The sequence below is a fragment of the Clostridium kluyveri DSM 555 genome (genome assembly GCF_000016505.1).
Lineage (GTDB): Bacteria > Bacillota > Clostridia > Clostridiales > Clostridiaceae > Clostridium_B > Clostridium_B kluyveri.
In genome coordinates, this window is sequence record NC_009706.1 from 2902564 (window position 1) to 2926719 (window position 24156).

Below are 24156 nucleotides of genomic sequence, written 5' to 3' on the forward strand. Positions count from 1 at the left end.
AATATATTATCAAAATAATTTATTTTTTAGTTCAAAATGACAAATTATTATACAATGTTTGCATTTTTTTACAAAATGTATTATAATTAAACTATACATAATATTTATTTTGTCTTATTGTTATGGTATAAATATACTGTTTTTATAAAAGATACTATTGGCTATATTATTTAGGGTCATTAAAACATACTGAATAAATCCTATATCTAGGCTTGTAAACTTTAATTAACATGCTAAAAATTATCATAATAAAAACGAAAGCTCTGGAATCAACCAGAGCCTTTTATCTAAAAGTTTCTCACTAGTATAAATCATACTTTAATTTCATCTTGTATACTATATTATATACTGCACTTTTATAAATAGTTACAACTTTAATACAAATTCTTAAAATAAATTTATTTTTACCCGAAAACTAGAAGTGGCAAATCCACTCATCTTTTTCAAAATGGAAGAAACTTCACCTGAGCCCTGAAATCACTGGATTTAGAAGTTAATCATATAAAACTCTACTATTTAAAATCATATAAATATAACTTGTACAGCAACCATATATACGATTGTTCCACTCAATATACTGATTAAATTATTACGCTTCCATATATGTAAGATTGCCACTGTAATAATTCCAATAGCTTCTGGAATCCCAAAAGGGAATGCATGTAAACTAACATTTCTCAAACAATAAATTATAAGCATAGCCATAATGGCAGGGGGTAAATAATTTCCTATATATAATATATATTTAGGTGTTACTTTATCTTTTCCCCAAAAAATAAATGGCATCAATCTTGTCCCAAACGTAATAACTGCCATAATCAATATTGCCACTATAGTATATTCATTGTTAATATTCATTATTTAAATCACCTTCATTCTGTTCAAAATTTTTTCCATCTATTTGTTTGTGAAATATAGTAAGGGTTAAAAGTATAATTAACATGGAAGGAAGAATTAAATTATTATTGCCAAATATTAAAATTGAAAAAATAGCAGCACAAATTCCAATTAATGCTGGAGCATGAGTTTTATAAGTACGCCATTGTTCTATAAAGATTACCACAAATAAGGCTGTCATTGCGAAATCAATTCCCTTGGTATTAAATTTTATCAATGAACCTGCAAGTGATCCAACAATTGTACCTATTATCCAGTATATTTGATTAAAGAAGGCAATACAAAATAAAAACCAATTACTATTAATGCCCTCAGGGGGTTTTGCGGAACACAATAAAGAATATGTTTCATCCGTAAGCGAAAAAATCATATACATTTTTTTCTTTCCCATATCTTTAAACTTATCTATAAATGATAATCCATAAAAAACATGTCTAATATTTACAAATAAAGTCATCAATGCTATTTGTATGAAACCTATTCCACTTGTTAACAAATTAATAGCTATAAATTGCATAGAACCTGCATATACTGCTATACTCATAAAAATTGCCCACCAGAAATTATATCCAGATTTTTCAAACAATAATCCAAATGCTATACCTACTGAAAGATATCCTAACATAACTGGTATTGTGGCCAAAAATGCAGCTTTAATTACTTTTTTCATATAAGCATCCCCTTTTATCGTCATTTATTATGTTATAATATAATAAAATATGCTATTATATAATTATATTATAAATAATATTTTTTTACAATATAGCATAATTCTATCTAAGGAGATATTCATGGAAGATATAAAATCAATAATTGGTATAAATTTAAAAAATATAAGAAAAAAAAGGCAGCTTACCCTAGAAATGCTTTCTAAACTTACCAATGTGAGCATAAGTATGTTAGGAGAAATAGAACGGGGAATTACAAATCCTACTATTACAGTATTGTGGAAAATAGCCGATGGTCTTAAAATTCCTTTCACAGATTTAATAAACGAAGAAAAACCCCCAATTTCTGTAGTCTATAATAGTGATGCTAAAACTATTATTAATGAATCAGGATTCAAATTGTTTTCATTATTTAATTTTGACCCTATAAAAAAAATAGAACTATACTATAAAATTTTAGAGGTTGGTTCATCCTATGAATCTAAAGGTCACACTGTTGGAATAGAAGAATATATAATGATTTGCAATGGAATAATGAATTTACAAATTGGCGATAAAAACTATATTTTATCCAAAGGAGATTCAATTAATTTTAAAGGAAATATATATCATCGCTATAAAAATGAAGGTGAATTACCATTGAGGGCATATATGCTTTTATATTATGGAGTTAATTAAATGTCTGATAATTATTCGTTTTGTTTTAAATATTATATAGTTAATTAGATGATAGTCAATCCCTCCATATATTAGCTCATAACTATATTATTTATTATAATTACATATACTAAGCTTATGTTATAACAATTAAAATTAACGGAGGCGATAAAATGTCTGATACTAGTAAAATGGTAAAACAAATTTTAAATAATCAGGAAAACTTTCAAAAAATACAGGAAAAAATCCAAGAAGATATTAATTTAATTAAAATACAACAGAAAGAACAGGAGGAAATATTATTTTCCCTCAAATCCACTTCACCACAATTTTATAGTCCTCCTGCAGCTAATTTGGCACATAAAAACTATTTTTACTCTATAGCCCCAAAACAATAGTAATTATCAGGTAATTCAGAGGCTCAGCTGAAGTTTGCTATAGGGAAATGTTATCTCCATCTGAACCTTATTAACAGTATTCTTAGTGTCTTTAACACTCAGAATACGTTATCCTTTAGGGGAAGAACTTATAAAGGCGCGTAGACCCGCTTATCTCACACTTTAAAGAAAATGGGAGTGTTAGCTAATTCTAGCGTTCGGATAAAATAGGAGAGTAATTGTCTCTCCTATTGTTTAGCTGCTGGAACATGCTATTAAAGTCTTAAAAGACTTTGTGCAAACTCTTTAGCTTTTTCAAAATCATTGTCATTAGGTCTGCCTTTTGCAATTCCCCCAAGTAATTTAAATGGGCCGAAAGTATCATAGCCTTTACATGTAAAGCTACCAATAACTACGAAGTTCTTTTCTTTTAGTTTTTGTTCCACCAATTTATTATATTTAATTCTACCTTGTCCACTTGTAGAGAATACAAATGCTTTTTTATGAGACATAATTTTTAAGTTATCAATAAAATTAAGAATATTTTTATGTAATTTACCATAATATATACCTGAGCCAAATCCTATCAAGTCATATTCATTTAAATCATTTAAATTTACATCATTTATTTTTCTTATCTCTCCATTTAATACTTCCCCTATTACTTTACCTATTTTTTCAGTATTACCATTATGTATGGATTCATATATTATTAAAGTTTTCAAATTTTTTATAACCTCCTTACTATATTAATATCTAATTTCTATATAGAACAAAAAAATCCTTCTTAATTATTATTTTAACAACGAACTGCCCCACTTTATTTTATTAAGTTTTTAAGTTATAATATAAAACACATAATTTACAAATTAAAAAATTATTTCAAAGGAGTATAATTTATGTCTAAATTCAATGAAATCAAACCTGAAGAACTAAATAAAAATGCATTTCAACTTATAGGCAAAGATTGGATGCTTATTACTGCCGAAAAAGATGATAAAGTAAATACTATGACTGCTGCTTGGGGAGGTTTCGGTGTTATGTTTGGTAAAAACGTAACCTATATTGTTATAAGACCCCAACGTTATACTAAGGAGTTTGTAGATAACTCAAGTACCTTTTCCCTATCCTTTTTAGATAATAGATTTAGAAAACAATTAAATTATCTGGGCACTACCTCCGGTAGAGATGAAGATAAAATTTCAAATTCTAATTTAAGCATTAACCATGAGGATAATACCCCTTATATTGAAGAAGCAAACCTTGTAATTATATGTGGAAAATTATATACTCAAGATTTCAGTTCTGAACATTTCATCCATACTGAATTAGACGAAAAACTCTATCCTAATAAGGATTATCATACTTTATATATCTCTGAAATAGAAAAAATTCTTATTGAAAAATAATTTTTGTTCTACTTGCCACTGCAAATTGTTTAAATTTCCATGTATAATAAAAATAATTTTGCATATCCTACTTATGTAAAACTTTCCTCGTATTAAAAGTCTTTGTATTAATATTTTTATCTTTCAATTTGAATAATTAATCAAATATGGGGGCAGCAAATCCCCCTATTTATTTTCAAGCTTTAACATAAGTTTTTATATTTTAAATGAAAAATTACATAAAAAAATAAGGCACTATAAAATTATAAGTGCCTTTTCTCCTTATTAAACAGTTAATGCTAAAAATACATATTGTTTATGAGAGATTGGAATTTTAATGAGCTTATTTATATGAATTATATTTTATATATTACTACCATTTGATTAATAAATCAATATATTTTTTAATAATTTTATAAAAATATATTGATTTATTTGATAATAATTAAAATATGTAATATTAACGAAAACCATCATAGTCCCACACACCTAATTTTCCCTTTGTAGATATTGGTTTCTTAAGTACTTCTATGTCCGTTAAGATCCATGCGTATCTGCCTGGAGTATAATCTCCAAAATTATATTCATTATTTTTAACTATAGAGTTATTTTCTAGTTTGGCAGTTAGTCCATCTTCATTTAAAATCTTCATACAATCCAATAAATTGCATTTAGCTATAATGACCCCAGTAGGCATATCTATGAGCCGTTGAAAGTATTTGTCCAATACTTTCTTAAATGGATATAATAAGCAGACACTTCCGTTTATAGTACTTCCTGCATGTATTAATAACGCTCCACGGTATTTAGTACTCCAGGATCTTGTTTCAATTTTCTTTTCACCAAGAACTATAAGACTTGCCCAAGGCTGATTAATTGTTAATACTTTTATGAGATCCCCTCCCCAATTTTCTAAATAATTTATTTAAAACATAATTTGAAATATGTAACTTTCCAACATTATGTCGGTTATATTTTTATGATACACAACTTTATGTTGTGTATCAATACTTTCTTAAACCTTTTGTTGTATAACATATGGTAATAACCTATTTGTTGTATAATTAAAATAATAAGGTGTTGGTGGTGACTAGTAATGTTAAGTGATCGTTTAAAGAAGCTTAGAAATGAAAAAAATCTTTTACAGAAAGAAATAGCTAAAAAACTTAAAATTACAACAAGTGCATATGGCTTTTATGAACAGGGGAAAAGAACTCCTGATACAGAAATATTAAATAAAATAGCTGAATTTTATAATGTTTCAATAGACTATCTACTAGGAAGAACCAATATCCGTGATTCAGCTGATAAAATAACTAATTCTCTAAACAGCAATCCTGAATTATCAGAATTTTGGAATTCACTACGGAATAGAGAAGATTTACAATTACTTTTTAAACAGACTAAAGATTTATCACCTAAAAATATTAATCAGATAATTAGAATCATAAAAGCTATTAAAGATGATGAAGGTAGAACCAAGGGATAATAAAATTTAACTATCAGTTGATTTCTAGATTCAGGTGGAATTTACCTATAAATGATATCTTTTTCCACCTAAATCTTAGAATAATTTGCCTTAAAGTATAATTAGCTAGTTAAGAGTCTCTTTTTACTTAGTTACTTAAAAATATATCCCAGGTCTGCAATTTTAAAACCCCATCTGTACTCCTGCCCCAGTTTTTCTGAAGTTCAGTTACAGCTTGAAAAGTTGTTTCATCATACAACATTTGGGTATAGGAATTTTCCTTTAGATAGCCATATTGTTCTAATTTCTGTTGAATCCATAAAACTAAATGAGACCTATGGCCTTTAATAATGATATCCTGGATCCCTTTCAATGCTGCCATAGTAGCCGGACCCACTATTCCGTCTATAGTCAGCTTTGCATTATAATCAATATTCAAGTTATATTGAAGTGCTTTAATTTGTTCTATAAGTGTACTTGGTTTTACTGATTGATTTGTATCAAAGCTATTATAGAATACTTCAGACATATAGTTCAAATCAAGGTATCCACTTATTCCCAATATTTCCCCCTTTTCTGTATACTGCCATATAGCATATTCTGCCCATAATACAGTGCTTGGACTGCTTACTTCATAATGAGCTATCCATAAAGGATATTTTGTTATATTACTATTTAAATGTGCTTTTATATAGCTTGGATTACAATAAATAAGTGCAGGTGCAACAGTTGATATTATATCTAAGAAGGTCAGACATACTTCTGTTATATCCCCACTAACCTGCTGTTCAATATCCAAAACTACAAAATCAGGTTTGGCTCCCAAAACAATAGACTTAAAAAAATCTGCCTCCTCAATTGCCTTTGACTTGTTCTGAAATCTAGCAAAATGATATGCTCCAGCTACAAGTTCCAGGTCTTTAGCCTGTTTTATATTATAATTGTAATATTTATCTATAAAGGTACTTCCTTCAGTAGCTTTTGCAATTATAAAAGAATTACCTTGATTCTTTATTAAATTTATATTGACTAAGCCATTTAAATTACTTATATCTACCCCATTAATCATAAGAATTTCCCTCCTTATCTCTAATATATTTAGCTATATCAATTTTTGACATCTTAATTCATGTAATCAACGTTTATTTTCCATATAAATATGTAATATTGATTTCATTACAAGTCATCCCAGAAGATATCTTTATTATTCACAGCATAATAATTTAAATTCTGCACAATATATTTATATAAAATATTAGATGAGGTATAGTTTTTATGTTGTTAAATATTACTATAGGGCTTATAATACCCTGGATAACCGGAATATTCTTGTATTTTAAAGAAAAAGAATTATTGTTAATTACATTTCCCTTTGCAAGTTCAATAGCATTAGTTATAAATGCTTGGGGATTTAACAGAGATTACTGGAATCTATACCCTTTTGAGTGTCAGCATATATCAGATCTCCCCTTTGACATTGGACTTTATCCCATTATGGGAGTATATATGCTGTACTTTATCAGACATACAAAATTGAAATCATATTTTATTATTTCATCTACTATTTTATTTACTACTTTTTTAGAATTTTTAGGTGTGTTCACAGGCAGAGTTTTTTATTCTAAAGGCTGGAATATACTTTATACATTTTTTTCTTATGTATTTTCTTATATTGTACTCTATTACTTTTATTTATATCTAAAAAAACTCAAAATATTAAGATGATGCTAAAATACTAAATATTGTACTTTTGAAATATATTTTTATTTTTATTCACAAATTTGATACCTTATTCATAGTATATCATTGTAAACGAATTTGTGGAGGTACCTTATGAGCAATAATGATTCTGACAAAAGTATCAATGAAGAAATTGAAGATTCCTATGACTTCGAATCTCCCATTTATTGTCCATACTGCTCAATGCCTTATATTAGATCAGATCAAGAAGAATATGCAACTCTAGATCCTTATGGTGAAGACTCTAATGATAACTTTTACCCCGTATATAGACAAAGAGGTCGTAGAAGAAGACGTAGGCGTAGAAGGCATAGACGTGGTTTCCCTCTTTGGCCATTAATATTTTTCTACGACGATTGGTATTGGTAGTAAATAGTATTTTACATTTTACAAACATAGCTAGCTTAATCATTATAGAAAATAAGCACCTATCTTATCAGTGCTTATTTTCATTATATACATATATTGATTTCACAACCTGAAAAATAAAAGTCATATTCTCTTTTTCTATAAACACATCCACAGTCTCCAGCATTATAGTTAAATGTCTCATATTTATCTTTAAGTTATAATAACTGCAATTTATTAATTTATTGGAATAAGTTTATTATCTCCTAAATCCCACTCATATACTTTACCACTTTTCTTATTAACATAATACCATCCTGCTGTGGCAGAATGATCTTCCATACTGTCAAATACTTGTATAACATAATAAGTTTCGTTATTCCGTATATCTTCATGATCGAATGCAAATTTAGTATTTTCATTTTTACTTTTATAATATTCAGCTGTTAACTCCACTGCTTTTTCTTTAGTAATAGTATCTATCTCACTATTTGAATAACTGCTATTTTTATTTTCAGTATTTTTCTTATCTACATTATCTTCTTTTTTATCCTTAAGCTGAGCTTTTAAGGTTTCATCTAGTTTTTCCCTGGCCTGTTTTATATTGTTTTTTATATTATCATTATTTTCATACTTAAGAGCTTCCTCATAAGTATCCACAGCTTTTTTATATTCACCATTTTTCATGTAGCTGTCAGCTTTATCTAAAAGTTTATTATATATCCCATTATGATAATATCTATAACCTCCATAACCTATAAAACACAACAAAATAAACAATACAATTGCCCATATCCTCATATACTTTTTACTCAAAAATATCATCTTCCTCTAAGTATTATATTTTACTAAAATATTATCAGACATAAAGCCTATTTACAATCACATTATTAAATATTTCAAAATTAAAAAGTGTTAGATTTTACTTCAATCTAACACTTTTTAATTCTTTACAAAGTGAACTAAATAACTCTTTATTTTTATTATCTAAAGCCCCATCTATAAGAGTATATAAGATTTCAGTATAAAGTTTTTCTCTTTCCTTCTTCATTAAAGGATTTATTACATAATTCATATAATAAATAGATGGATTTCTCGCATTATCTAAATACATATTCTTTAACATACTTATATAAAATTCTAATTCTGCTATTGATATACTGAAAAACAATCTAGTTGAATTTTTTTCTACAGATATTTTTATCATTTCTTTATTAAGAAAAGTTAATTCTATAGTGTTAAAGTTCTCTACTTGAAATTTTTCACTTTTATTAATTGAAGTTTTAAAGTCTGTTAAAAACTTTATATAATTTGAAAAATCTCTCTCCTCAAGCTCAAAATCATTTAATATGGTTTTAAAACCACATCTCTTTTTAAAAGAAATTTTATACTTACTATGTCCATTTATATTTTTTCTAGCTAAAATTAAAATGCTGTCTGCAAACTTATCCATGGCCCTTTTAGGAACCAGTTTTATTCCATACTTAAATCCATTATGTTCCTTTGTATTAGAAATAATAAAATCGCTTATATCCATAAATTTATCCCCTTTTTAAGTAATATACATATTTAAAATCATACTTTTCTATTATAAACGAAATAAGTCACTTTTTGCGATTATGCACAATATTAAAAAAGTTTAAAAAATACTCCCTTAAAACTATAATATTTTACTCATATGCTTATTTTATGTGCTTTTATATTATATAATTTACTTGTAAACTTTAAGTTAATAATATTTTAAATATAAGAAGGTGGTATCTTGAGAATAATTACTTTAATAGAAAATTCCCTAGGGGACAATAAGAACTTAATATGTGAACATGGACTTTCATTTTTTATACAATCTTCAGAATTTAATATACTATTTGATACAGGTAAAAGTGAAAATTTTATAAAAAATGCCCACAATATGAATATCGATCTGAATAAAACAAATTATATTATAATAAGTCATGCCCATTACGATCATGGTAATGGATTAAAAAGCTTTACCCAAAATTTTACTATAAGACCTAAAATAATATTAAGCGAATATTTTTTCTTAAATGGAAAAAAATATTATTATAATAAAAATAGTGCTGAAAATGATAAAAAACTTCACTACATAGGGGTAAATTTTGATGAAAAATTTTTAAAAGAAAATTCCTTTAAAGTACAATATATAACTTTAGATGAAACAGAAATAGAAAAAGGTATTTATGTGTTTACAAATTTTAAATCCTACTATGATTTTGAAAAATTAAACCCTAATATGAAAGTAAAAACAAATGAAAGCTTTGAAACTGATACTTTTAAAGATGAGATATGTATAGGAATAGACACACCCAAAGGACTTTTAATACTTTTAGGCTGTTCCCATCCCGGAATATTAAATATGATAAAATCTATTGAATTTAAATCAAATAAAAATATATTTGGAATAATTGGTGGAACCCATTTAATGGAAGCCTCTGAAAATAGAATAGAAAAAACTGTAGTGGAATTTAAAAAAATGAATATAAAAATACTAGGACCTTCTCATTGTACAGGTGCTTCTGCATATTCAAAGTTAAAAAACTCCTGTGATAACTTTTTTGTAAATTCTACTGGTTCTTCTCTATCAATTCCTTAATCACTTATGAAACTTACTTTTGCATTCCAATTTAAAAAATCAAGGTATTTGCCTTGATTTTTCAATATAATTAATCTTCATATAAATAATCTCTGGTCATAGGTATATCATTATTAAGTCCTTTTGTGAATAAAAACTGGTGTATATCCATTACGCCATAATGAAAAGAAGCAGAACAAGCATTTAGATAAAGTCTCCACATTCTTATAAAAACATCATCTTTAATTTTCTTAACTTCCTCTAACTTATTTTCAAAATTTTCAGCCCAACATTTTAATGTCTTAAAATAATGCAACCTTAAACTCTCTACATCTATGAGATGTAAATTGTTATCTGCCATTAAACTTACTAATTGTCTTATAGAGGGTATATAACCTCCTGGAAATATATATTTCTTAATCCACTGATTTACTTCTCCTTCTGTTTGTGCTGTAATACAGTGAAGAAGTGATATTCCTCCTTCTTTTAACATAGCCTTTACATCTTCCATATAAGAAGATAAATTCTGTCTCCCCACATGTTCAATCATTCCTACACTAACTATTCTGTCAAAGCTATATTTTTCTTTAACTAATTCTCTATAATCCACTAATTTCACTTGAACTTTTTCCTGCAAATTATTTTCTAGTATTTTCTTATTTGTCTTTTCAAATTGTTTTTTACTTAAAGTTATGCCTAATGCATTTACTCCATATTTTTGTGCAGCTGTAATAATTAAATTTCCCCATCCGCAGCCTATATCTAAAAGCTTTTGACCTGGTTTCAATTGAAGTTTTTTTAATATATAATTTACTTTATTTACTTGAGCCTGGTAAAGTGAATCCTCTTCTTTCATGAAATATCCACAGGAATAAGTCATGGTTTCATCAAGCCAGAGACTATAAAAATCATCACCTAAATCATAATGATATTGTACATCTTTTTTACTTCTTTTAATATTATTTGGAATCACCTTATAAATTTTTGAAAATATTTCAGCTTTATGTAAAAAACTATCCTTATTCCTATATACCGATTCTATTATTTCTCTAATATTTCCCTCAAAATCAATTAGATTATTCATATAGGCTTCTCCTATTGCAAGGAAAGGATCCGTTAAAATATTTTTTTTAGAAATATGTCCATTTATATATATTTTAAATTTTGCTTTTCCATCTCCATATTTATCTTCCATACCATCCCAGTACTTCACTTCTACTGTATCTGAAAAAGCACTTTGTAAAAACTTCTTGAAAAATACTTTGTCTAACTCCATATTACCCCTCCTATTCTAAATATGAACGTGAAAAATTCTCATATATTTATGATAAGTTATCTGAAAATTTATATCAATTTACAAAAACTCTTGAATTTGAAGAAAAATTAAATTATGCTGTAAAAATACACCTATATACAACTTCTATCTTACACAGCCATAAAAATTTAATTTTGTTCATCTGATTTCTGATTTTTCTTCTTATCAGATATATATATTTTCAAAACTTCTATTCTTTTTTCATCTATCTTTTCTACTTTGAAAATTATATTTTCATACTCTACAGTATTCTCTTCACCTTCCTTTGGAATACTTCCCAGAAGCTCCATTACAAAACCACCTATAGTATCTGAATTATCTGATTTTAATTCTAAATCTAAAAACTCATTTACCTCATATATAGATAGAAGTCCACTAACCATATAGGTATTTTCATCCAGCTTACTTATATATTGTTCATTATCATCATATTCGTCAAATATATTACCCATTACCTCCTCGATTAAATCTTCTATAGTTACAATACCTGAAAACCCACCATATTCATCAATTAAAATTGCCATATGATTTTTAGTATTTTGAAGTTCCTTAAAAAGCACACCTATATTTTTATTTTCCGGCACAAAATAAGGTGTTCTAAGCAGAGGCCTTATATCTATATTATCTATAGAAGTCTTCATAATTTCCACAAATAGGTCTTTAATATACAGTATGCCTATTATATTATCTGTATCATCTTTATAGACAGGTATTCTAGAATATTTTTCTTCCATTATATCTTTAACACTGCGAGAAAACACATTATCTATATCTATGCCAAATACCTCTGTCCTTGGAGTCATCACTTCCTTAGCCACTTTATCATCAAATTCAAATATTCTTTCTATCATCTGTAATTCAGACTGATTAAAAATCCCATTTTCCTGTCCAAGTTCTATAATGGATCTTATTTCCTCTTCAGATACCTTATTTTCTACATTCTCCGTACTTAAATTAAATAATTTCATAATTAAACTGGTAGAACCTGAAAGCAATTTTACAAAAGGAGTCATAATCTTACTTATAAATAGAATAGGTCTTATGAATGCCATGGCTATTATTTCTGAATGCTGTAGTGCAATCCTTTTTGGAAATAATTCTCCAAGCACAAGAGTGATATAGGATAACAATATAGTTATAACAATTACAGCCACTTTACTGCTGTATGGAATATTTATCTTATCTAAATAAACTGCAAATCTTGTTGACAAGGTAGTAGCTGCATATGCACTGGCAAAAAATCCTGCGAGAGTTATACCCACTTGTATCGTCGCTAAAAAATTACTAGGGTCATCCAATAGATTCAATATTATATGTGCCTTCTTATTTCCTTCCTCTGCCAGGTAGGAAACTCTTCTTTTATTTAAAGCAACTACTGCCATTTCCACCGCTGAAAAAAATGCATTAATCACTGTAAGTATTAATATTAAAATAAGTTCAAATACTATGTTATTCTGCCAGCTCATACCCATAAATAATGTATAACTCCCTTCATTTATTAAGGATACATTCTTCTCTTCTATTATGCCTGTTAAGCTGTAAGTTATTCTTATATACTATGTTTTAAAAAAGAAAAATTATTTGTATTAAAAAGAGCTCTGGATAAAAAATCCAAAACTCTTTATATTTATAATTCTTACTCTGAATCTTCTTCCTTACTAGCAATCCTACAAAGTACAAATATTACTACATAAATAAATATTATAGGTATAAGGATTATAGGCAAAATTATTGACACTTTGATTCACCTCGATTTTATACCTATATTGTTACTTATCAGAATAATCATTATATCTAATATTTGTTACAATTTTAATATACCATCTAATATTTACTATATTTTTTCATATCAAACTTTCGCCAAATTTTCATGATTTATTGCTTGTGGAGGCTGTTCAAGCCATCCATTATCAATCATTATATCCATACCATCCTTAGAATATTCCATAGACTCGTCTAGATATTTCCTGTAAGTAACCTTCAAATCACTTCTCATTATGTTCGCTAGTGCTATACCTATGCTATTTATCTTTAACCTATACATTATAAGAATTTTATTTAACATAATTTTATCTGAGAATGGTGAAATTGTTGAATCAGTTACATATGAATCTGAAGGTATTCCAATTGGAATACCTTCATCTATTAAGAATGAATTAAGTCCATCATTTTGTTTATTTGCAAGAGCCATAACTCTTGATATATAATCAGAGACCTCTTTATTTTTACATACTTGACCAAAACCAATTATTAAAGCCTTTCTTATCACCGTATCATTCGCAATAGAAACAATGTCTGCTATTTCATCTGTAAGTAAAGCTCTCTTTTTTCCAAGCATATCTAAAATAAAACTTTTACTTTTTATATATTGAACTTTTTTAGATACTTCTACCTGAGGTGCTTTAATAAAAATACCCTTTGACAAGCCCAGTTCTGCCGTTCTATTATAAACATCAATACTTTCTTCAATGCATTTTGAAAAGTACTCTCTAATATCAGAACGTGTTACACGACTTAAAATCACACTATAACTACGGACTGATGCTCTTGCCTCATATGCTGCATACTGCAGGTAGAGAATGTCAGTAAATAAACGTGGAGCATTTACATCAACATCACTATCTGTAAAAGCTTCTGGTAAAGGGAGTTTTTCTTGGTTAAATAAATTAGTCAATATTTTGATACGCTTATTAGATAACCTCAAGATATGTTGTAACATATAACCAATTTCATTGTCATCGGCTCTGCTAGAAAAATATTCAATTATATGTGCAACTAGACTCTCACCTATATAAGAGTTCCAAATAGCTGATATTTCCGATGAAACTAATGGCGTTTTTGTGGTGCTTCCCATTTATGTAACCTCCAAATATAAAAATAACTGTCAAAGTTAATATTCCCAAATATTTTTATTCAATACTAAATATCTCTCCCCCAATAATACTTTTTACATCTTCCAAAATTTCTTCAACCTTTCTATTAGAATCTACTACATAATCACATTGAATTATTTTAAAAACTTCTCTATCATTTTTCAATCTATCTCTTACAGCTTTAGGATCTCTTTCTTTTAACATCCTTAACAGCCTTACTTCTTTATCACATTTTAAATATATAACTACAGTTTCAGCATCCGTTACCTTTTCTTTTAAATATTTAACTCCAGAAGGGTCTATTATATAAACACTTATCCCTTTCCCCTGATATTGTTCTTTAGTAGCCCAATAATGATTTCCGTTAAAGAATGTATAAGCTATTACATCACTTGTCAATTCATTTTTGGAAATAGTTCCATTGATATATGCTATATTAGAATCTCCAATAAATATATGCCCTTTTTCGCCTTCAAAGCGCGGCTTTCTGGTTGTATAAGATTGTATATAGTTATATCCCTCCTTTTCAAGCAGTTCTGTTATAGTGGACTTACCGCTTCCACTTTCCCCAACTAAACAAACTATTTTATCCAATCTTTACACCTCCTCTCCTTATTCCTTGTTTGGTATTTTCTATTTCCATATGTCTATATTATCATCACCTGTTTTATCCGCTTGTTTTATATATGAAAAAAGAGCTCTGCATAGAGCTCTCAAATTAATCATCCTGCCTATCTACCTCAAGTATTTCTCCAGTATTAGCATCTATTGTAACTTCATATACCATTCCATTAGTAGTTCTAATGTGAATTTCATAAACCAAGAGACCATCCTCCACATCCATTTCAACTCTTAGCACCTGTCCAGGTACTCTTTGCAGTGCATTTTGTATGGCTGTTTCAGTATTAATGCGATATTGTCTCCAGTAACCGTCCCATAAATTGCAGAAAGGACATATCATTATTTGATCATCTTCCATTTTATTATTTACTTAATTATTATATTCAAAATGTAATTTATTGGTGTATTCTATGTAAATATCATACACTAAATAAGGAAATAATAATCTTCCTAATGGATTTAAACTAAAAAAATTTATACTCCTGTACTTATCTTGAATCTAAGATAGAGGGAGAATACTAAATCTCCTCTTTACTACATCTTATTTATTTTTTGCAACAATTCCTTGTTCAGCAAAACTACATTTTGAACTAATTCCTCTCCTGTATCAACTATTTGGTATGCTTCTATATACTTTCCAGACTTTAAAAAAGCTGTTATCATCATGTTTCCATCTTCCAGATCTTCATATTCCGCATAAATCATTTTCTTATTTGTAAGAGTTAATATCTCGTTTAATTTTTGCTCTAACCGCTCTTTAGGCCTGACGTTCTTATTATATTCAACTATTGGTTTAAAATGATTTACAGTACATTTCGTACTGTTCATATCCATAATTTCAGTGCAATCATTACAAGGATATTTTCCCCCGTCTAAATCTTTAAATATACATTTTCTGCACCTTGTACTCATGTAGTCACCCCCATTAAAGTTATACTATAGGGTAAATTTTAGCATAAAAACTGTATATATATAGGGGTTTTAGCGAATTACATTGATTTACACGTTATGTATTAATATAGATGTTTTGTATTAAATAGGCTTCACAAGATTTTTGAATTACGTATAATTATAAAAAGGGGATGGTTGTATAGATAATATTCCTATAATAATATATCTAAATTAATATTTCTCCAAAAAAGAAAAAATTCCTTTTCTTTAAAGAAAAAGATTTAATAATTATTTAATGTAATTTCATACAATAACAACATAAAGCCTGCACCCTAATCAAAGTACAGGCTTCTATCACATTGCTATTTCTAAGCTTTAACCATTTTCTTAGCCATATTTCTCTCCACTGCTCCATCTTCTCTGGCAGTTAAATTTCCATTGTAGCTATCCTTTAAGTTTACTTCATCCTCTTTAGCTGACTCCATCTTAAACTTATATAGGACTGCTCTAGCCTCTGATACTACTAAATTATTATTGTTACGTGCCATAATAAACACCTCTCTCACAATGGCACTATTTAATGCCATATTTAAAGTTTGTACATTTCTATAAAAAATATCCTGAATAATTAGATGAATATTTAGAAAATAATTATAAAATGTGGTGAGTTGGGTATAATGATTAATGCTCATAATAATACTTTAATGTCACTCATTGGTTCTAATTTATAAAAGCTCTGGCAACCCCAGAGCTTTTATGTTTTAAAATCAATTTATAAATTTCATATTTTGGAAATCGCATTTTAAAATATACAAATATTGTAATATTAATTATGAATTTAGATATAGATAAATAGTTGCCTTACATTGTTCATCGTAATTAATTATATCTTTAAAGGTAACCGGAATAGGTTTTATGTGAAAAACAAATCTATACCCATTCATACGACTTGTATATAATTATTTTAAATACACAAAATAATCAAAAAGGAGATGGTTTCTTTGTCTAGAAAAAATAGAATATTAGTACCAGAAGCCCGACAAGGCCTTGAAAAATTAAAAATTGAATCTGCAGAGGAATTAGCCAAATATAATAAAACTCATGATTCTAAAGAGCAAGTTTTTTCTATAGGTGGTCAGATGGTTAAAAAAATGGTTGAAAGCTATGAGAAAAAATTAAAATAGACTATTTGTATCACACAAGACTGGTTCTTGTGTGATTTTCAATTTTGATATCTTATTCTTCATACTTTGCCATTTAATTTTCACATTTCCTAATAACACTCCTGCTGAATTTTCTGTATCCTTTAAAACTAGAATACCTTGCCAGATTCTTTTTACTGTGCTTAATAAAAAATATTTTATTTTGTATTAGCAGGTGTATTTGAAATAGGCGGAGGATATTTTATATGGTTATGGTTAAGAAATGGTAAAAGTATATGGTATGGTTTAGCTGGAGCCATATTCTTAGTAGTTTATGGAGTAATACCAACATTACAACCTCCAAGTGCTAGTTTTGGACGAGTATATGCAGCATATGGAGGAATATTTATTGTTCTTTCAATCCTATGGGGATGGAAAATAGATAACGTTATTCCAGATAAGTTTGACTTAATAGGAGGAGCTATTGCACTTATTGGCGTTTTAGTAATTATGTATTATCCTAGAGGATAGAAGATTATTTTAGTCATTCTTCCCCTAGAAATATGAATTAAAAAAACTTAGGCCTTTTTATAAAGAATCACCTTTTTTAAAATGAATTAAAATTGCTACCGCAGAAATATATGTTAATGTAAATATTACATAAATAACAGTTAGTTTATATGTATACTCTATTCTTTTTGTTGGGCTTTCATATAGCATAGTTATAGCAATAATTACAGGATATAGAATCAAAACAAATGCCTCGGCAGGTATCTTTTTCACTAATTGATTTAAACCGTAAGAAACTGCAAAATAATAGGTAGCTAGGCATTTAAATTCTACCAGAGACCATAAAGATATAAATATAAACCTAAAACTATTTATAATAGGTATATGTACACTATCGACTAATGTCAAGATAGGCCATAAATACTTTGGAGGAGTTTCAATGCCCAAGTAATAAACAGTTGCAAAAATAGCCCATGTATAAATAAATCCTATAATAGCAGTAGCCCATATACCACATTTTAATAATTTTTTGTTATCCTGTAAAAAAGGATAAATAAGAAATATAATTTCCATACCAGACATCGCAAAAATAGTCTCTTTTGAACCTTTTAATATATCAGTTAGCCCTGAACCAAACACAGGCATCAGATTTAAAAAACTTCCATATGCAAAAACAGCTACAGGAAGAATAATTAATCCCACAGTCAAATAAAAACCTACTTCAGCTAACCTTCCAAGAGGTTTTATACCCTTATAGGCAATGTAGGCTATGGGAATTAAAGTAGTTAAAATAATCTGATAGGATTTAAGAAAAGGAGTTGAATATACCTTAGATAGATTGACATGTCCGGAAAACGATGATGTCAGCACAAATAAAAAGAAGGATATAAAAACAATATTCAAAATAGTTCCCAAGAGGTTTCCAAAACATTTTTTACTCAATGTCAGTATATTATCTTCAGGAAACTTTTTACACATATAATTTGCTATAATAACTACATATAAAGGATATATTGTTCCCAGTATACAGCTAATCCAGCTGTCCTGTTTTGCAATTTTTATAACACTGTTAGGTAAATGCATAAGTTCAATACCTATAATGGCTGATTTTAGTATAAATATAAATTGACTTGGGGTTAAGAAGGTATTCTGAACCTTATTCATTCTTTACCACCCCTAAAATCACTTTGTCTTGTGGGATCATTATGTGGGATAGCTTCAGGTCTTTTATTCATCTTCCATATAGGTGACCTTATAAATATATCTTTCATATCACTTTTATGAAAAGCAAAATAGGGAACTCCGAAATTTTCCATAGAACATAGATAAGCTAATATAGAAAACCATCCTATGACTATTCCAAGAACTCCAAGCCAATTTGCAAGTATTAACATAGGGTAAGATAAAGCCCTTATTGCAACAGACATCTGGTAATTGGATATTACAAAAGAAGCAACAGTAGTAATTCCTGCAATGAGCAAAGTAGTTGGACTTACGATTTTTGCCTCAAGAGCAGCATCACCAATTATAATACCTCCTACCATACTAACAGTCTGCCCTATTTTACCTGGCAGTCTCTGTCCTCCTTCCCGTAAAAATTCTATTGTTAATTGCATAATTAATAAAGACATAAATGGAGTTAATACTATACCCTGTGCAGATAATATAAGAGATTGAATATATTCACCGGGTATGAGTTCAGGATTAAATTTAACGAAGGTTATATAAGTTGCAGGAAAACTTATTACTACAAAAGCAGCTATAAATCTTAACACTCTTGTAAACCATGCCTGCAGAGTTCTGCCATAATAATCTTCTACAGTTTGAAAAAACTCTATGAATATAGAAGGATAGGTTGTAACATAAGGTGTACCTGATAGCAAAAAAGCTATTTTACCTTCCATTAAAGCTGCCTCTATTACATCTGGCCTCTCCGATCCAATAGTCTGTGGAAAAATACTATAAGGGTGTTCTTCTATATACTGCTCAATAGAACTATTTGCCTGAATAGAATCTATATCTATAGTCTTTATTTTATCTTTTATTATTTTTAAAAACTGTTTATCCACTATATCATCTATATACATAATTACAAGATCTGCCTGTGACCTTCTTCCCAATACAAATTTCTGGGTTGCTAAACTTCTATCCTTTATTCTTCTCCGCAATATACTTATATTTGTATCTAAATTTTCTACAAAACCTTCCCTTGGTCCCCTTAAGGAAGTATCATTTTCTGGTTCATCTATAGACCTATAGACTCCACCGACAGTATTTATTACGATAAAGTTACAAGAATCTTGAATTAATAATATAGTTTTCCCTCTTTTAATGTCATCTACAGCTTTATTTATATCTGTTTCAACATAAGTATCGCTAACTGCAACATACTTTTTGTGTATGTAGTCTTCTATATTTTCCATGTTCCCAAAGTCCTCATTAACATTTAGCATCAATGGCTTCAGTATATCTCTGTCCATTATATTTTTATCAGTCAATCCATTCACATAAACAACCGCAGCCTCTAAAAAATTTTTATTTCCAATAAGTAATTCTCTTATTACTAATTCAGTTTGTTCTCCCAGTAGATTTTTTATATTTTCGATAGTATTATTTATATTACATTTTTTATCTGACATTTTTATTGCCTCCTATTTACACTAATATTTATAATTTCCAGCATTTATCGAAAATATTTATTTAATTTATATACATCAAAAATATTTTTATATCTATTTTACTATAAAGCATGCTAAATATTGACTTGACTTAATACTTCAATATATGTATAATATGTAGACTGGTTGATATAGCAAATATGAAAGGAAACTTACTTGATGAGTAATAAAACCGATTCACGAGAAAAAATAATTAAAGCAGCTTCAAAACTTTTTCAAATTAAAGGATTTAATGCTACAGGCTTAAATGAAATATTAAAAGAAAGCAAATCGCCTAAAGGCTCTCTTTATTACTATTTTCCAGATGGCAAAGAACAATTAGCATTAGAAGCAATTAGCTTGGCAAGCAAATCTATAATAGAAAGATTAGAAACTACTCTGAATAAATATTCAGATCCAATTAAAGCCATAAAATACTTAATAAATAATATAATAAATGATTTAGAAAAAGAAAATAAACTTCAAGATATCTCGGTAAGTTTAATAGCTTTAGAAACATATTCTTCAAATGAACACTTGAGAGAAGCTTGTAAAAGTGTGTTTACATCACTAAGTTATGTGTATGCTAATAAATTAGTTCAAAATGGATTTTCAAAACAAAAAGCTGAAGAATTAAGTATGGCCATTGAGATAATGATTGAAGGAGCTATTACTATCTCTGTTACGAGAAAAGATACTATTCCACTTTTAACGATTAGTAATATTATAGATGTTTTGTTGAATCAAAATTAATATATTTCCGGTTAATTTCTGATTCTAATATATAGACTGGTCTAAATATAACAATGTAATAAGAAATTAAGGAGGTAATTCAATATTATGATACAAAAGCAGATATTTTTAAAGGCCAGAGTAGATGTAAAACATCCCTATCTGGTTATGTTAGGACTATATTTAGGTGCATTTAGTGGTATGTTCAGTGAAACATCTCTAAATATTGCACTTCCACAATTAATGGATGCTTTTCATATCAGCGCGGGAATTGCCCAATGGCTTGTAGTTGGTTATATGCTTGTAATTGGACTCGTTCTGCCCTTTACCAGTCTACTGATGAAATGTTTTCCTGTGAGAAAACTAACAATTTTTGCTTTAGGAGCATTTATGATTGGTTCTCTTATCAGCGGTTTTGCACCTGATTTTAGACTTCTTCTGGCTGGCCGTATGATTCAGGGAATTGGTACTGGAATGATTCTTCCAATGATGTTTTCAGTGATTTTGGAAGTTTTTCCTCCAAATAAAATTGGCTCTGCTATGGGGGTAGCCTCTTTGGTGGTTATGTTTGCACCAGCAATTGGACCAACTCTTTCCGGAACCTTATTAGGAATGTTTTCCTGGCGCTGGATTTTCTTTTCCCTTGTTATTATATTAGCAGTTGCTATGATTTTTTCAGTAATCTATATGGTGAATCCTTATAAGCTAACCAAACCGAAAATTGACGGAATATCCTGCTTAACTTCTGTTATTGGTTTTGGGGGTATAGTGCTTGGCGTTAGTCTGTCCAGTGAATTTGGATTCTCAGTTCCAGTCATTCTGGCACTGACAATTGGTATCATTGCCATTATACTTTACTCAAAAAGGCAAATTCACATGGAAACTCCAGTTCTTGATTTAAAAGCGTTGATGGTTTCAAGATTCCGAACAGGATCAATACTGGTAATGGTAAATTTCGGCATTGTATTATCGGCTTTGTATTTGCTACCGCAATATATTCAGAACGGGCTGTTGATTCCAGTAGCTACGGCTGGCTTGGTTTTGCTTCCAGGAGGGTTGATCAATGCTTTTATTTCCTATCTTTCTGGGCAACTTTATGACAAGTTCGGAGCGAAATATCTTGTCAAAATTGGATTCTCTATTTCCATTATGGGCACAATTCTGTTGCTCTTTACATCATCCAACAGTTCTGCTGCTTACATAATTTTTTGCCATATCACTTTAATGATTGGTATTCCACTGGCAATGGCGCCAGCTCAAACCAGCGGACTGAATGCACTTCCAGGGAATCTGTCAAGGGATGGAAGTACCATTATAAATACAATGCAGCAGATAGTCGGTGCTATCAGTACTGCAATTGCCACATGCTTGCTTGGTATGGGGCAAACTTCGTATTTCTCCAATGGTGGTAAAAATGAATCAGAAGCATTCATAAATGGTTCCCATTACGGATTTTATTTTGCTCTGGTGCTTTCTATAATTGGATTTATTATTTCTTTCAGAATCAAAGATACAAAAACGGAAAAACTATAGGTTTCATTGGTAAGTCAAATGTATTACTAAAAGTAGTTTGATCTAAATAGGCTTTACAAGTTCTTTGGATTGGATATAATTAAAGTAAAAAGGGGGATGGTTGGATGGATAATAGTCCTATGTTTGAGGAGGAGTTATTTAGCAGGATATATGATATGGCATTCCAAGAAATGGAGAAAAATTTTAGAGAGCCTGGAGTGTATATGGAATTATTAAGTACCTTGGGTAAAGAAAAAGCAGACTGGTTTTTGGATATGTGGGAAAGAATTTGAGAGCAAGAAGCTCTCTTTTTTTATGATTAAATCCTTCAACTTGAAATTAACTTATGATGTTTTATTACCATATGAAACTTCTGGCACTTTGATACTCTTTATTTTTAATTATTATTCAAGTTAAAATGTACTAATATTTTTAAAAGGATATGCCCTTAAAATCACATGCCCTTTTACATCTTTTATATTTATCAGGCCAAGTATCCTACTATCAGTGCTATTCCCTCTATTATCTCCTAACACAAAAATATATCCTTTAGGCACAACATGTTCTGTAGTAGAAGAATTGGCTTTAGTAATAGTACCTTGTGGAAGATAACTTTCGGTAAGTATTTGCCCGTTTAAATAGACTTTTCCATCTTTTATATTAATTTTATCACCAGCTATGCCTATTACCCTTTTTATATAGATATCATTATTTTCATTATTAGAATCAAAAATAATAATTTCCCCTCTATTTATATTTCCTATTTTCGTACTAATCTTCTCTACGAATATCACATCTTTATTATTGAACGTGGGTTGCATAGACGGCCCCGTCACAGTTACTCTGGCAAAAACATAGTTATGAAATAAAAATGCAAATCCAACAACTAATAAAATGATTAACACGTATTTTTTCATTATATTAAATATTGTTCCATTATGCAATCGTTATCCTCCTCTTTTCTTTAATAAATTTGTGCTAGTAACTCTTATAATAAGAGTTCTCCACAGAATTCTATATACCTGTTAATTTTATAAAATAAGCCTACCGAGAAAATCCCAATAGGCTTATTCATATTACAATACTGCTATCTTCTAGCATTTGATGCTGAATGTACTACTTTTGGTGCTGGTTTAGTATTTGATGCCTTAACTTTATGCTTGTTTACTACCTTCTTCACTGGTTTGGCAGGTGTTTTATATTTGGACTTACAAACCACCCCAGGTTTGTTGCTGGCAGAATGTGCACTGACGGTTGTTCCAATTCCTGTATTGATTAACAATGGTGCCGCAAGCATTACTGCTGAAATTATTTTATACTTCATTTTTAACATTTTCATTACCTCCTGAATTTAAAATATTTACTGCAGCTGCTATAATTAATATTCTAGTTATCCTTTATGACGATTTAATGCAGCACCCATGTTATTCCAGTGGTATATTAATGTTTTTCTATGTGAAATATTAAGAGATATTGAATATTTCTTGAACTATCATTGCTCTCACTTCTCTCAACTGAACTTTTTAAAAAAATAGACATCCTAAAATAACGGATGCCTGCTTTGTGCTAAAAAGTTTATTTTTTATATTGAATTTAGAGTTAGACAGTGATGGTTGCATTCAAATTTATAGTGCCCTGCAACCACAGACACTGGTCTAAATATCTTCAATGCTTTGGAATATAATACTATATTATGTATTATATCGATTAATTGTTATGACATCATTATGCATATGTTAAAAGATATAAAAATAAGCACCCTAAACG

General features: G+C 28.8%; 29 protein-coding genes. 11 read left to right on the forward strand and 18 right to left on the reverse strand.

The genetic code is table 11. From position 1 onward, the window contains the following. Window positions 1-522 precede the first annotated feature (522 nt). Both CKL_RS13830 and CKL_RS13835 read right to left on the reverse strand, forming a co-directional pair. Window positions 523-858 (reverse strand): branched-chain amino acid transporter permease, encoded by a 336-nt coding sequence (locus tag CKL_RS13830; RefSeq protein ID WP_012103166.1) that lies wholly within the window; start codon window positions 856-858, stop codon window positions 523-525. Further along, entirely contained in the window at window positions 848-1567 is a 720-nt protein-coding gene (locus tag CKL_RS13835; RefSeq protein ID WP_012103167.1) for an AzlC family ABC transporter permease, read from the reverse strand. The genes CKL_RS13830 and CKL_RS13835 overlap by 11 nt, the downstream gene beginning before the upstream one ends. Before the next feature lie 121 nt (window positions 1568-1688). Between CKL_RS13835 and CKL_RS13840 the strand changes: the two genes are divergently transcribed. Continuing rightward, window positions 1689-2243 (forward strand): helix-turn-helix domain-containing protein, encoded by a 555-nt coding sequence (locus CKL_RS13840; RefSeq protein WP_012103168.1) that lies wholly within the window; start codon window positions 1689-1691, stop codon window positions 2241-2243. A 152-nt stretch (window positions 2244-2395) separates the two neighbouring features. Further along, window positions 2396-2620 carry a hypothetical protein gene (locus CKL_RS13845; protein ID WP_012103169.1) on the forward strand — a complete coding sequence of 75 codons (225 nt, stop codon included), beginning with the start codon at window positions 2396-2398 and terminating at the stop codon, window positions 2618-2620. Between the two features lie 254 nt (window positions 2621-2874). Here the strand turns inward: CKL_RS13845 and CKL_RS13850 are convergent, their stop codons facing one another. Next, window positions 2875-3324, reverse strand: a complete 450-nt coding sequence (locus CKL_RS13850) for a flavodoxin family protein (RefSeq protein WP_012103170.1) — start codon at window positions 3322-3324, stop codon at window positions 2875-2877. Window positions 3325-3498: 174 nt separating this feature from the next. Between CKL_RS13850 and CKL_RS13855 the strand changes: the two genes are divergently transcribed. Then, entirely contained in the window at window positions 3499-4008 is a 510-nt protein-coding gene (locus CKL_RS13855; protein WP_012103171.1) for a flavin reductase, read from the forward strand. A gap of 439 nt (window positions 4009-4447) precedes the next feature. On the opposite strand, the gene CKL_RS13860 is transcribed toward CKL_RS13855, so the two are convergent. Beyond that, window positions 4448-4912: an ASCH domain-containing protein gene (locus CKL_RS13860; protein WP_049759126.1), complete on the reverse strand. Its 465-nt coding sequence runs from the start codon at window positions 4910-4912 to the stop codon at window positions 4448-4450. A gap of 171 nt (window positions 4913-5083) precedes the next feature. Here CKL_RS13860 and CKL_RS13865 point away from each other — a divergent pair, with 171 nt between their 5' ends. Beyond that, entirely contained in the window at window positions 5084-5476 is a 393-nt protein-coding gene (locus tag CKL_RS13865; protein ID WP_012103174.1) for a helix-turn-helix domain-containing protein, read from the forward strand. A gap of 127 nt (window positions 5477-5603) precedes the next feature. On the opposite strand, the gene CKL_RS13870 is transcribed toward CKL_RS13865, so the two are convergent. Further along, the gene (locus CKL_RS13870; RefSeq protein ID WP_012103175.1) at window positions 5604-6524 is read right to left on the reverse strand and encodes a GH25 family lysozyme; all 921 of its coding nucleotides are present in this window, start codon (window positions 6522-6524) and stop codon (window positions 5604-5606) included. 206 nt (window positions 6525-6730) lie between these two features. Here CKL_RS13870 and CKL_RS21740 point away from each other — a divergent pair, with 206 nt between their 5' ends. Beyond that, window positions 6731-7180 carry a CBO0543 family protein gene (locus CKL_RS21740; RefSeq protein ID WP_012103176.1) on the forward strand — a complete coding sequence of 150 codons (450 nt, stop codon included), beginning with the start codon at window positions 6731-6733 and terminating at the stop codon, window positions 7178-7180. A gap of 600 nt (window positions 7181-7780) precedes the next feature. Here the strand turns inward: CKL_RS21740 and CKL_RS13885 are convergent. Further along, window positions 7781-8368, reverse strand: coding sequence for a hypothetical protein (locus tag CKL_RS13885; protein ID WP_012620789.1), 588 nt, complete (start codon window positions 8366-8368; stop codon window positions 7781-7783). A 97-nt stretch (window positions 8369-8465) separates the two neighbouring features. After that, the gene (locus CKL_RS13890; protein ID WP_012103179.1) at window positions 8466-9080 is read right to left on the reverse strand and encodes an IDEAL domain-containing protein; all 615 of its coding nucleotides are present in this window, start codon (window positions 9078-9080) and stop codon (window positions 8466-8468) included. Window positions 9081-9305: 225 nt separating this feature from the next. On the opposite strand from CKL_RS13890, the gene CKL_RS13895 reads away from it, so the two are divergent. After that, window positions 9306-10157 (forward strand): MBL fold metallo-hydrolase, encoded by an 852-nt coding sequence (locus CKL_RS13895; protein WP_012103180.1) that lies wholly within the window; start codon window positions 9306-9308, stop codon window positions 10155-10157. Window positions 10158-10227: 70 nt separating this feature from the next. On the opposite strand, the gene CKL_RS13900 is transcribed toward CKL_RS13895, so the two are convergent. The 7 genes from CKL_RS13900 to CKL_RS13930 all read right to left on the reverse strand — a co-directional run bounded on the left by CKL_RS13900 (window position 10228) and on the right by CKL_RS13930 (window position 16384). Next, window positions 10228-11412: an SAM-dependent methyltransferase gene (locus tag CKL_RS13900; protein ID WP_012103181.1), complete on the reverse strand. Its 1185-nt coding sequence runs from the start codon at window positions 11410-11412 to the stop codon at window positions 10228-10230. A gap of 167 nt (window positions 11413-11579) precedes the next feature. Next, a complete protein-coding gene (locus CKL_RS13905) occupies window positions 11580-12923 on the reverse strand; it encodes a hemolysin family protein (protein ID WP_012103182.1) in 1344 nt (447 codons plus the stop codon). A 377-nt stretch (window positions 12924-13300) separates the two neighbouring features. Next, the gene (locus CKL_RS13910) at window positions 13301-14305 is read right to left on the reverse strand and encodes a DUF3231 family protein (RefSeq protein ID WP_012103183.1); all 1005 of its coding nucleotides are present in this window, start codon (window positions 14303-14305) and stop codon (window positions 13301-13303) included. A gap of 55 nt (window positions 14306-14360) precedes the next feature. Then, complete coding sequence (locus tag CKL_RS13915) at window positions 14361-14918, reverse strand: AAA family ATPase (RefSeq protein WP_012103184.1); 558 nt, start codon at window positions 14916-14918, stop codon at window positions 14361-14363. A gap of 124 nt (window positions 14919-15042) precedes the next feature. Then, window positions 15043-15303, reverse strand: coding sequence for a PepSY domain-containing protein (locus tag CKL_RS13920; RefSeq protein ID WP_012620790.1), 261 nt, complete (start codon window positions 15301-15303; stop codon window positions 15043-15045). 176 nt (window positions 15304-15479) lie between these two features. Then, window positions 15480-15857 (reverse strand): hypothetical protein, encoded by a 378-nt coding sequence (locus CKL_RS13925; protein WP_012103186.1) that lies wholly within the window; start codon window positions 15855-15857, stop codon window positions 15480-15482. A gap of 347 nt (window positions 15858-16204) precedes the next feature. Beyond that, window positions 16205-16384 (reverse strand): alpha/beta-type small acid-soluble spore protein, encoded by a 180-nt coding sequence (locus tag CKL_RS13930; protein WP_012103187.1) that lies wholly within the window; start codon window positions 16382-16384, stop codon window positions 16205-16207. A 453-nt stretch (window positions 16385-16837) separates the two neighbouring features. Between CKL_RS13930 and CKL_RS13935 the strand changes: the two genes are divergently transcribed. Both CKL_RS13935 and CKL_RS19925 read left to right on the forward strand, forming a co-directional pair. Next, window positions 16838-17020 carry an alpha/beta-type small acid-soluble spore protein gene (locus CKL_RS13935; RefSeq protein WP_012103188.1) on the forward strand — a complete coding sequence of 61 codons (183 nt, stop codon included), beginning with the start codon at window positions 16838-16840 and terminating at the stop codon, window positions 17018-17020. 171 nt (window positions 17021-17191) lie between these two features. Beyond that, window positions 17192-17509, forward strand: a complete 318-nt coding sequence (locus CKL_RS19925) for a YnfA family protein (RefSeq protein ID WP_081428019.1) — start codon at window positions 17192-17194, stop codon at window positions 17507-17509. A 57-nt stretch (window positions 17510-17566) separates the two neighbouring features. Here CKL_RS19925 and CKL_RS13940 read toward each other — a convergent pair whose 3' ends face one another. After that, window positions 17567-18652, reverse strand: coding sequence for a GerAB/ArcD/ProY family transporter (locus CKL_RS13940; RefSeq protein ID WP_012103189.1), 1086 nt, complete (start codon window positions 18650-18652; stop codon window positions 17567-17569). After that, window positions 18649-20127: a spore germination protein gene (locus CKL_RS13945; protein ID WP_012103190.1), complete on the reverse strand. Its 1479-nt coding sequence runs from the start codon at window positions 20125-20127 to the stop codon at window positions 18649-18651. The genes CKL_RS13940 and CKL_RS13945 overlap by 4 nt, the downstream gene beginning before the upstream one ends. A 198-nt stretch (window positions 20128-20325) precedes the next feature. Here CKL_RS13945 and CKL_RS13950 point away from each other — a divergent pair, with 198 nt between their 5' ends. The 3 genes from CKL_RS13950 (at window position 20326) to CKL_RS20910 (ending at window position 22682) form a co-directional block, all read left to right on the forward strand. After that, entirely contained in the window at window positions 20326-20898 is a 573-nt protein-coding gene (locus CKL_RS13950; RefSeq protein ID WP_041700835.1) for a TetR/AcrR family transcriptional regulator, read from the forward strand. Window positions 20899-20985: 87 nt separating this feature from the next. Continuing rightward, window positions 20986-22410 (forward strand): DHA2 family efflux MFS transporter permease subunit, encoded by a 1425-nt coding sequence (locus CKL_RS13955; protein WP_012103192.1) that lies wholly within the window; start codon window positions 20986-20988, stop codon window positions 22408-22410. 104 nt (window positions 22411-22514) lie between these two features. After that, complete coding sequence (locus CKL_RS20910) at window positions 22515-22682, forward strand: hypothetical protein (protein ID WP_012103193.1); 168 nt, start codon at window positions 22515-22517, stop codon at window positions 22680-22682. A gap of 120 nt (window positions 22683-22802) precedes the next feature. Here CKL_RS20910 and lepB read toward each other — a convergent pair whose 3' ends face one another. Both lepB and CKL_RS13965 read right to left on the reverse strand, forming a co-directional pair. Next, window positions 22803-23333: a signal peptidase I gene (gene lepB / locus CKL_RS13960; RefSeq protein ID WP_012103194.1), complete on the reverse strand. Its 531-nt coding sequence runs from the start codon at window positions 23331-23333 to the stop codon at window positions 22803-22805. 143 nt (window positions 23334-23476) lie between these two features. Beyond that, window positions 23477-23722: a hypothetical protein gene (locus tag CKL_RS13965; protein WP_012103195.1), complete on the reverse strand. Its 246-nt coding sequence runs from the start codon at window positions 23720-23722 to the stop codon at window positions 23477-23479. Between the last annotated feature and the right edge of the window lie 434 nt (window positions 23723-24156).

Excerpts from the sequence above, each read along its gene's own strand:
- CKL_RS13955 (WP_012103192.1), top strand. The coding sequence starts at position 20,986 with ATGATACAAAAGCAGATATTTTTAAAGGCCAGAGTAGATGTAAAACAT.
- CKL_RS13885 (WP_012620789.1), bottom strand. The coding sequence starts at position 8,368 with ATGATATTTTTGAGTAAAAAGTATATGAGGATATGGGCAATTGTATTG.
- CKL_RS13890 (WP_012103179.1), bottom strand. The coding sequence starts at position 9,080 with ATGGATATAAGCGATTTTATTATTTCTAATACAAAGGAACATAATGGA.
- CKL_RS13870 (WP_012103175.1), bottom strand. The coding sequence starts at position 6,524 with ATGATTAATGGGGTAGATATAAGTAATTTAAATGGCTTAGTCAATATA.
- CKL_RS13940 (WP_012103189.1), bottom strand. The coding sequence starts at position 18,652 with ATGAATAAGGTTCAGAATACCTTCTTAACCCCAAGTCAATTTATATTT.
- CKL_RS13945 (WP_012103190.1), bottom strand. The coding sequence starts at position 20,127 with ATGTCAGATAAAAAATGTAATATAAATAATACTATCGAAAATATAAAA.
- CKL_RS20910 (WP_012103193.1), top strand. The coding sequence starts at position 22,515 with ATGGATAATAGTCCTATGTTTGAGGAGGAGTTATTTAGCAGGATATAT.
- CKL_RS13855 (WP_012103171.1), top strand. The coding sequence starts at position 3,499 with ATGTCTAAATTCAATGAAATCAAACCTGAAGAACTAAATAAAAATGCA.
- CKL_RS13840 (WP_012103168.1), top strand. The coding sequence starts at position 1,689 with ATGGAAGATATAAAATCAATAATTGGTATAAATTTAAAAAATATAAGA.
- CKL_RS13910 (WP_012103183.1), bottom strand. The coding sequence starts at position 14,305 with ATGGGAAGCACCACAAAAACGCCATTAGTTTCATCGGAAATATCAGCT.
- CKL_RS13900 (WP_012103181.1), bottom strand. The coding sequence starts at position 11,412 with ATGGAGTTAGACAAAGTATTTTTCAAGAAGTTTTTACAAAGTGCTTTT.
- CKL_RS13920 (WP_012620790.1), bottom strand. The coding sequence starts at position 15,303 with ATGGAAGATGATCAAATAATGATATGTCCTTTCTGCAATTTATGGGAC.
- CKL_RS13965 (WP_012103195.1), bottom strand. The coding sequence starts at position 23,722 with ATGTTAAAAATGAAGTATAAAATAATTTCAGCAGTAATGCTTGCGGCA.
- CKL_RS13905 (WP_012103182.1), bottom strand. The coding sequence starts at position 12,923 with ATGGGTATGAGCTGGCAGAATAACATAGTATTTGAACTTATTTTAATA.
- CKL_RS13845 (WP_012103169.1), top strand. The coding sequence starts at position 2,396 with ATGTCTGATACTAGTAAAATGGTAAAACAAATTTTAAATAATCAGGAA.
- CKL_RS21740 (WP_012103176.1), top strand. The coding sequence starts at position 6,731 with ATGTTGTTAAATATTACTATAGGGCTTATAATACCCTGGATAACCGGA.
- CKL_RS13950 (WP_041700835.1), top strand. The coding sequence starts at position 20,326 with ATGAGTAATAAAACCGATTCACGAGAAAAAATAATTAAAGCAGCTTCA.
- CKL_RS13865 (WP_012103174.1), top strand. The coding sequence starts at position 5,084 with ATGTTAAGTGATCGTTTAAAGAAGCTTAGAAATGAAAAAAATCTTTTA.
- CKL_RS13835 (WP_012103167.1), bottom strand. The coding sequence starts at position 1,567 with ATGAAAAAAGTAATTAAAGCTGCATTTTTGGCCACAATACCAGTTATG.
- CKL_RS13830 (WP_012103166.1), bottom strand. The coding sequence starts at position 858 with ATGAATATTAACAATGAATATACTATAGTGGCAATATTGATTATGGCA.
- CKL_RS13930 (WP_012103187.1), bottom strand. The coding sequence starts at position 16,384 with ATGGCACGTAACAATAATAATTTAGTAGTATCAGAGGCTAGAGCAGTC.
- CKL_RS13925 (WP_012103186.1), bottom strand. The coding sequence starts at position 15,857 with ATGAGTACAAGGTGCAGAAAATGTATATTTAAAGATTTAGACGGGGGA.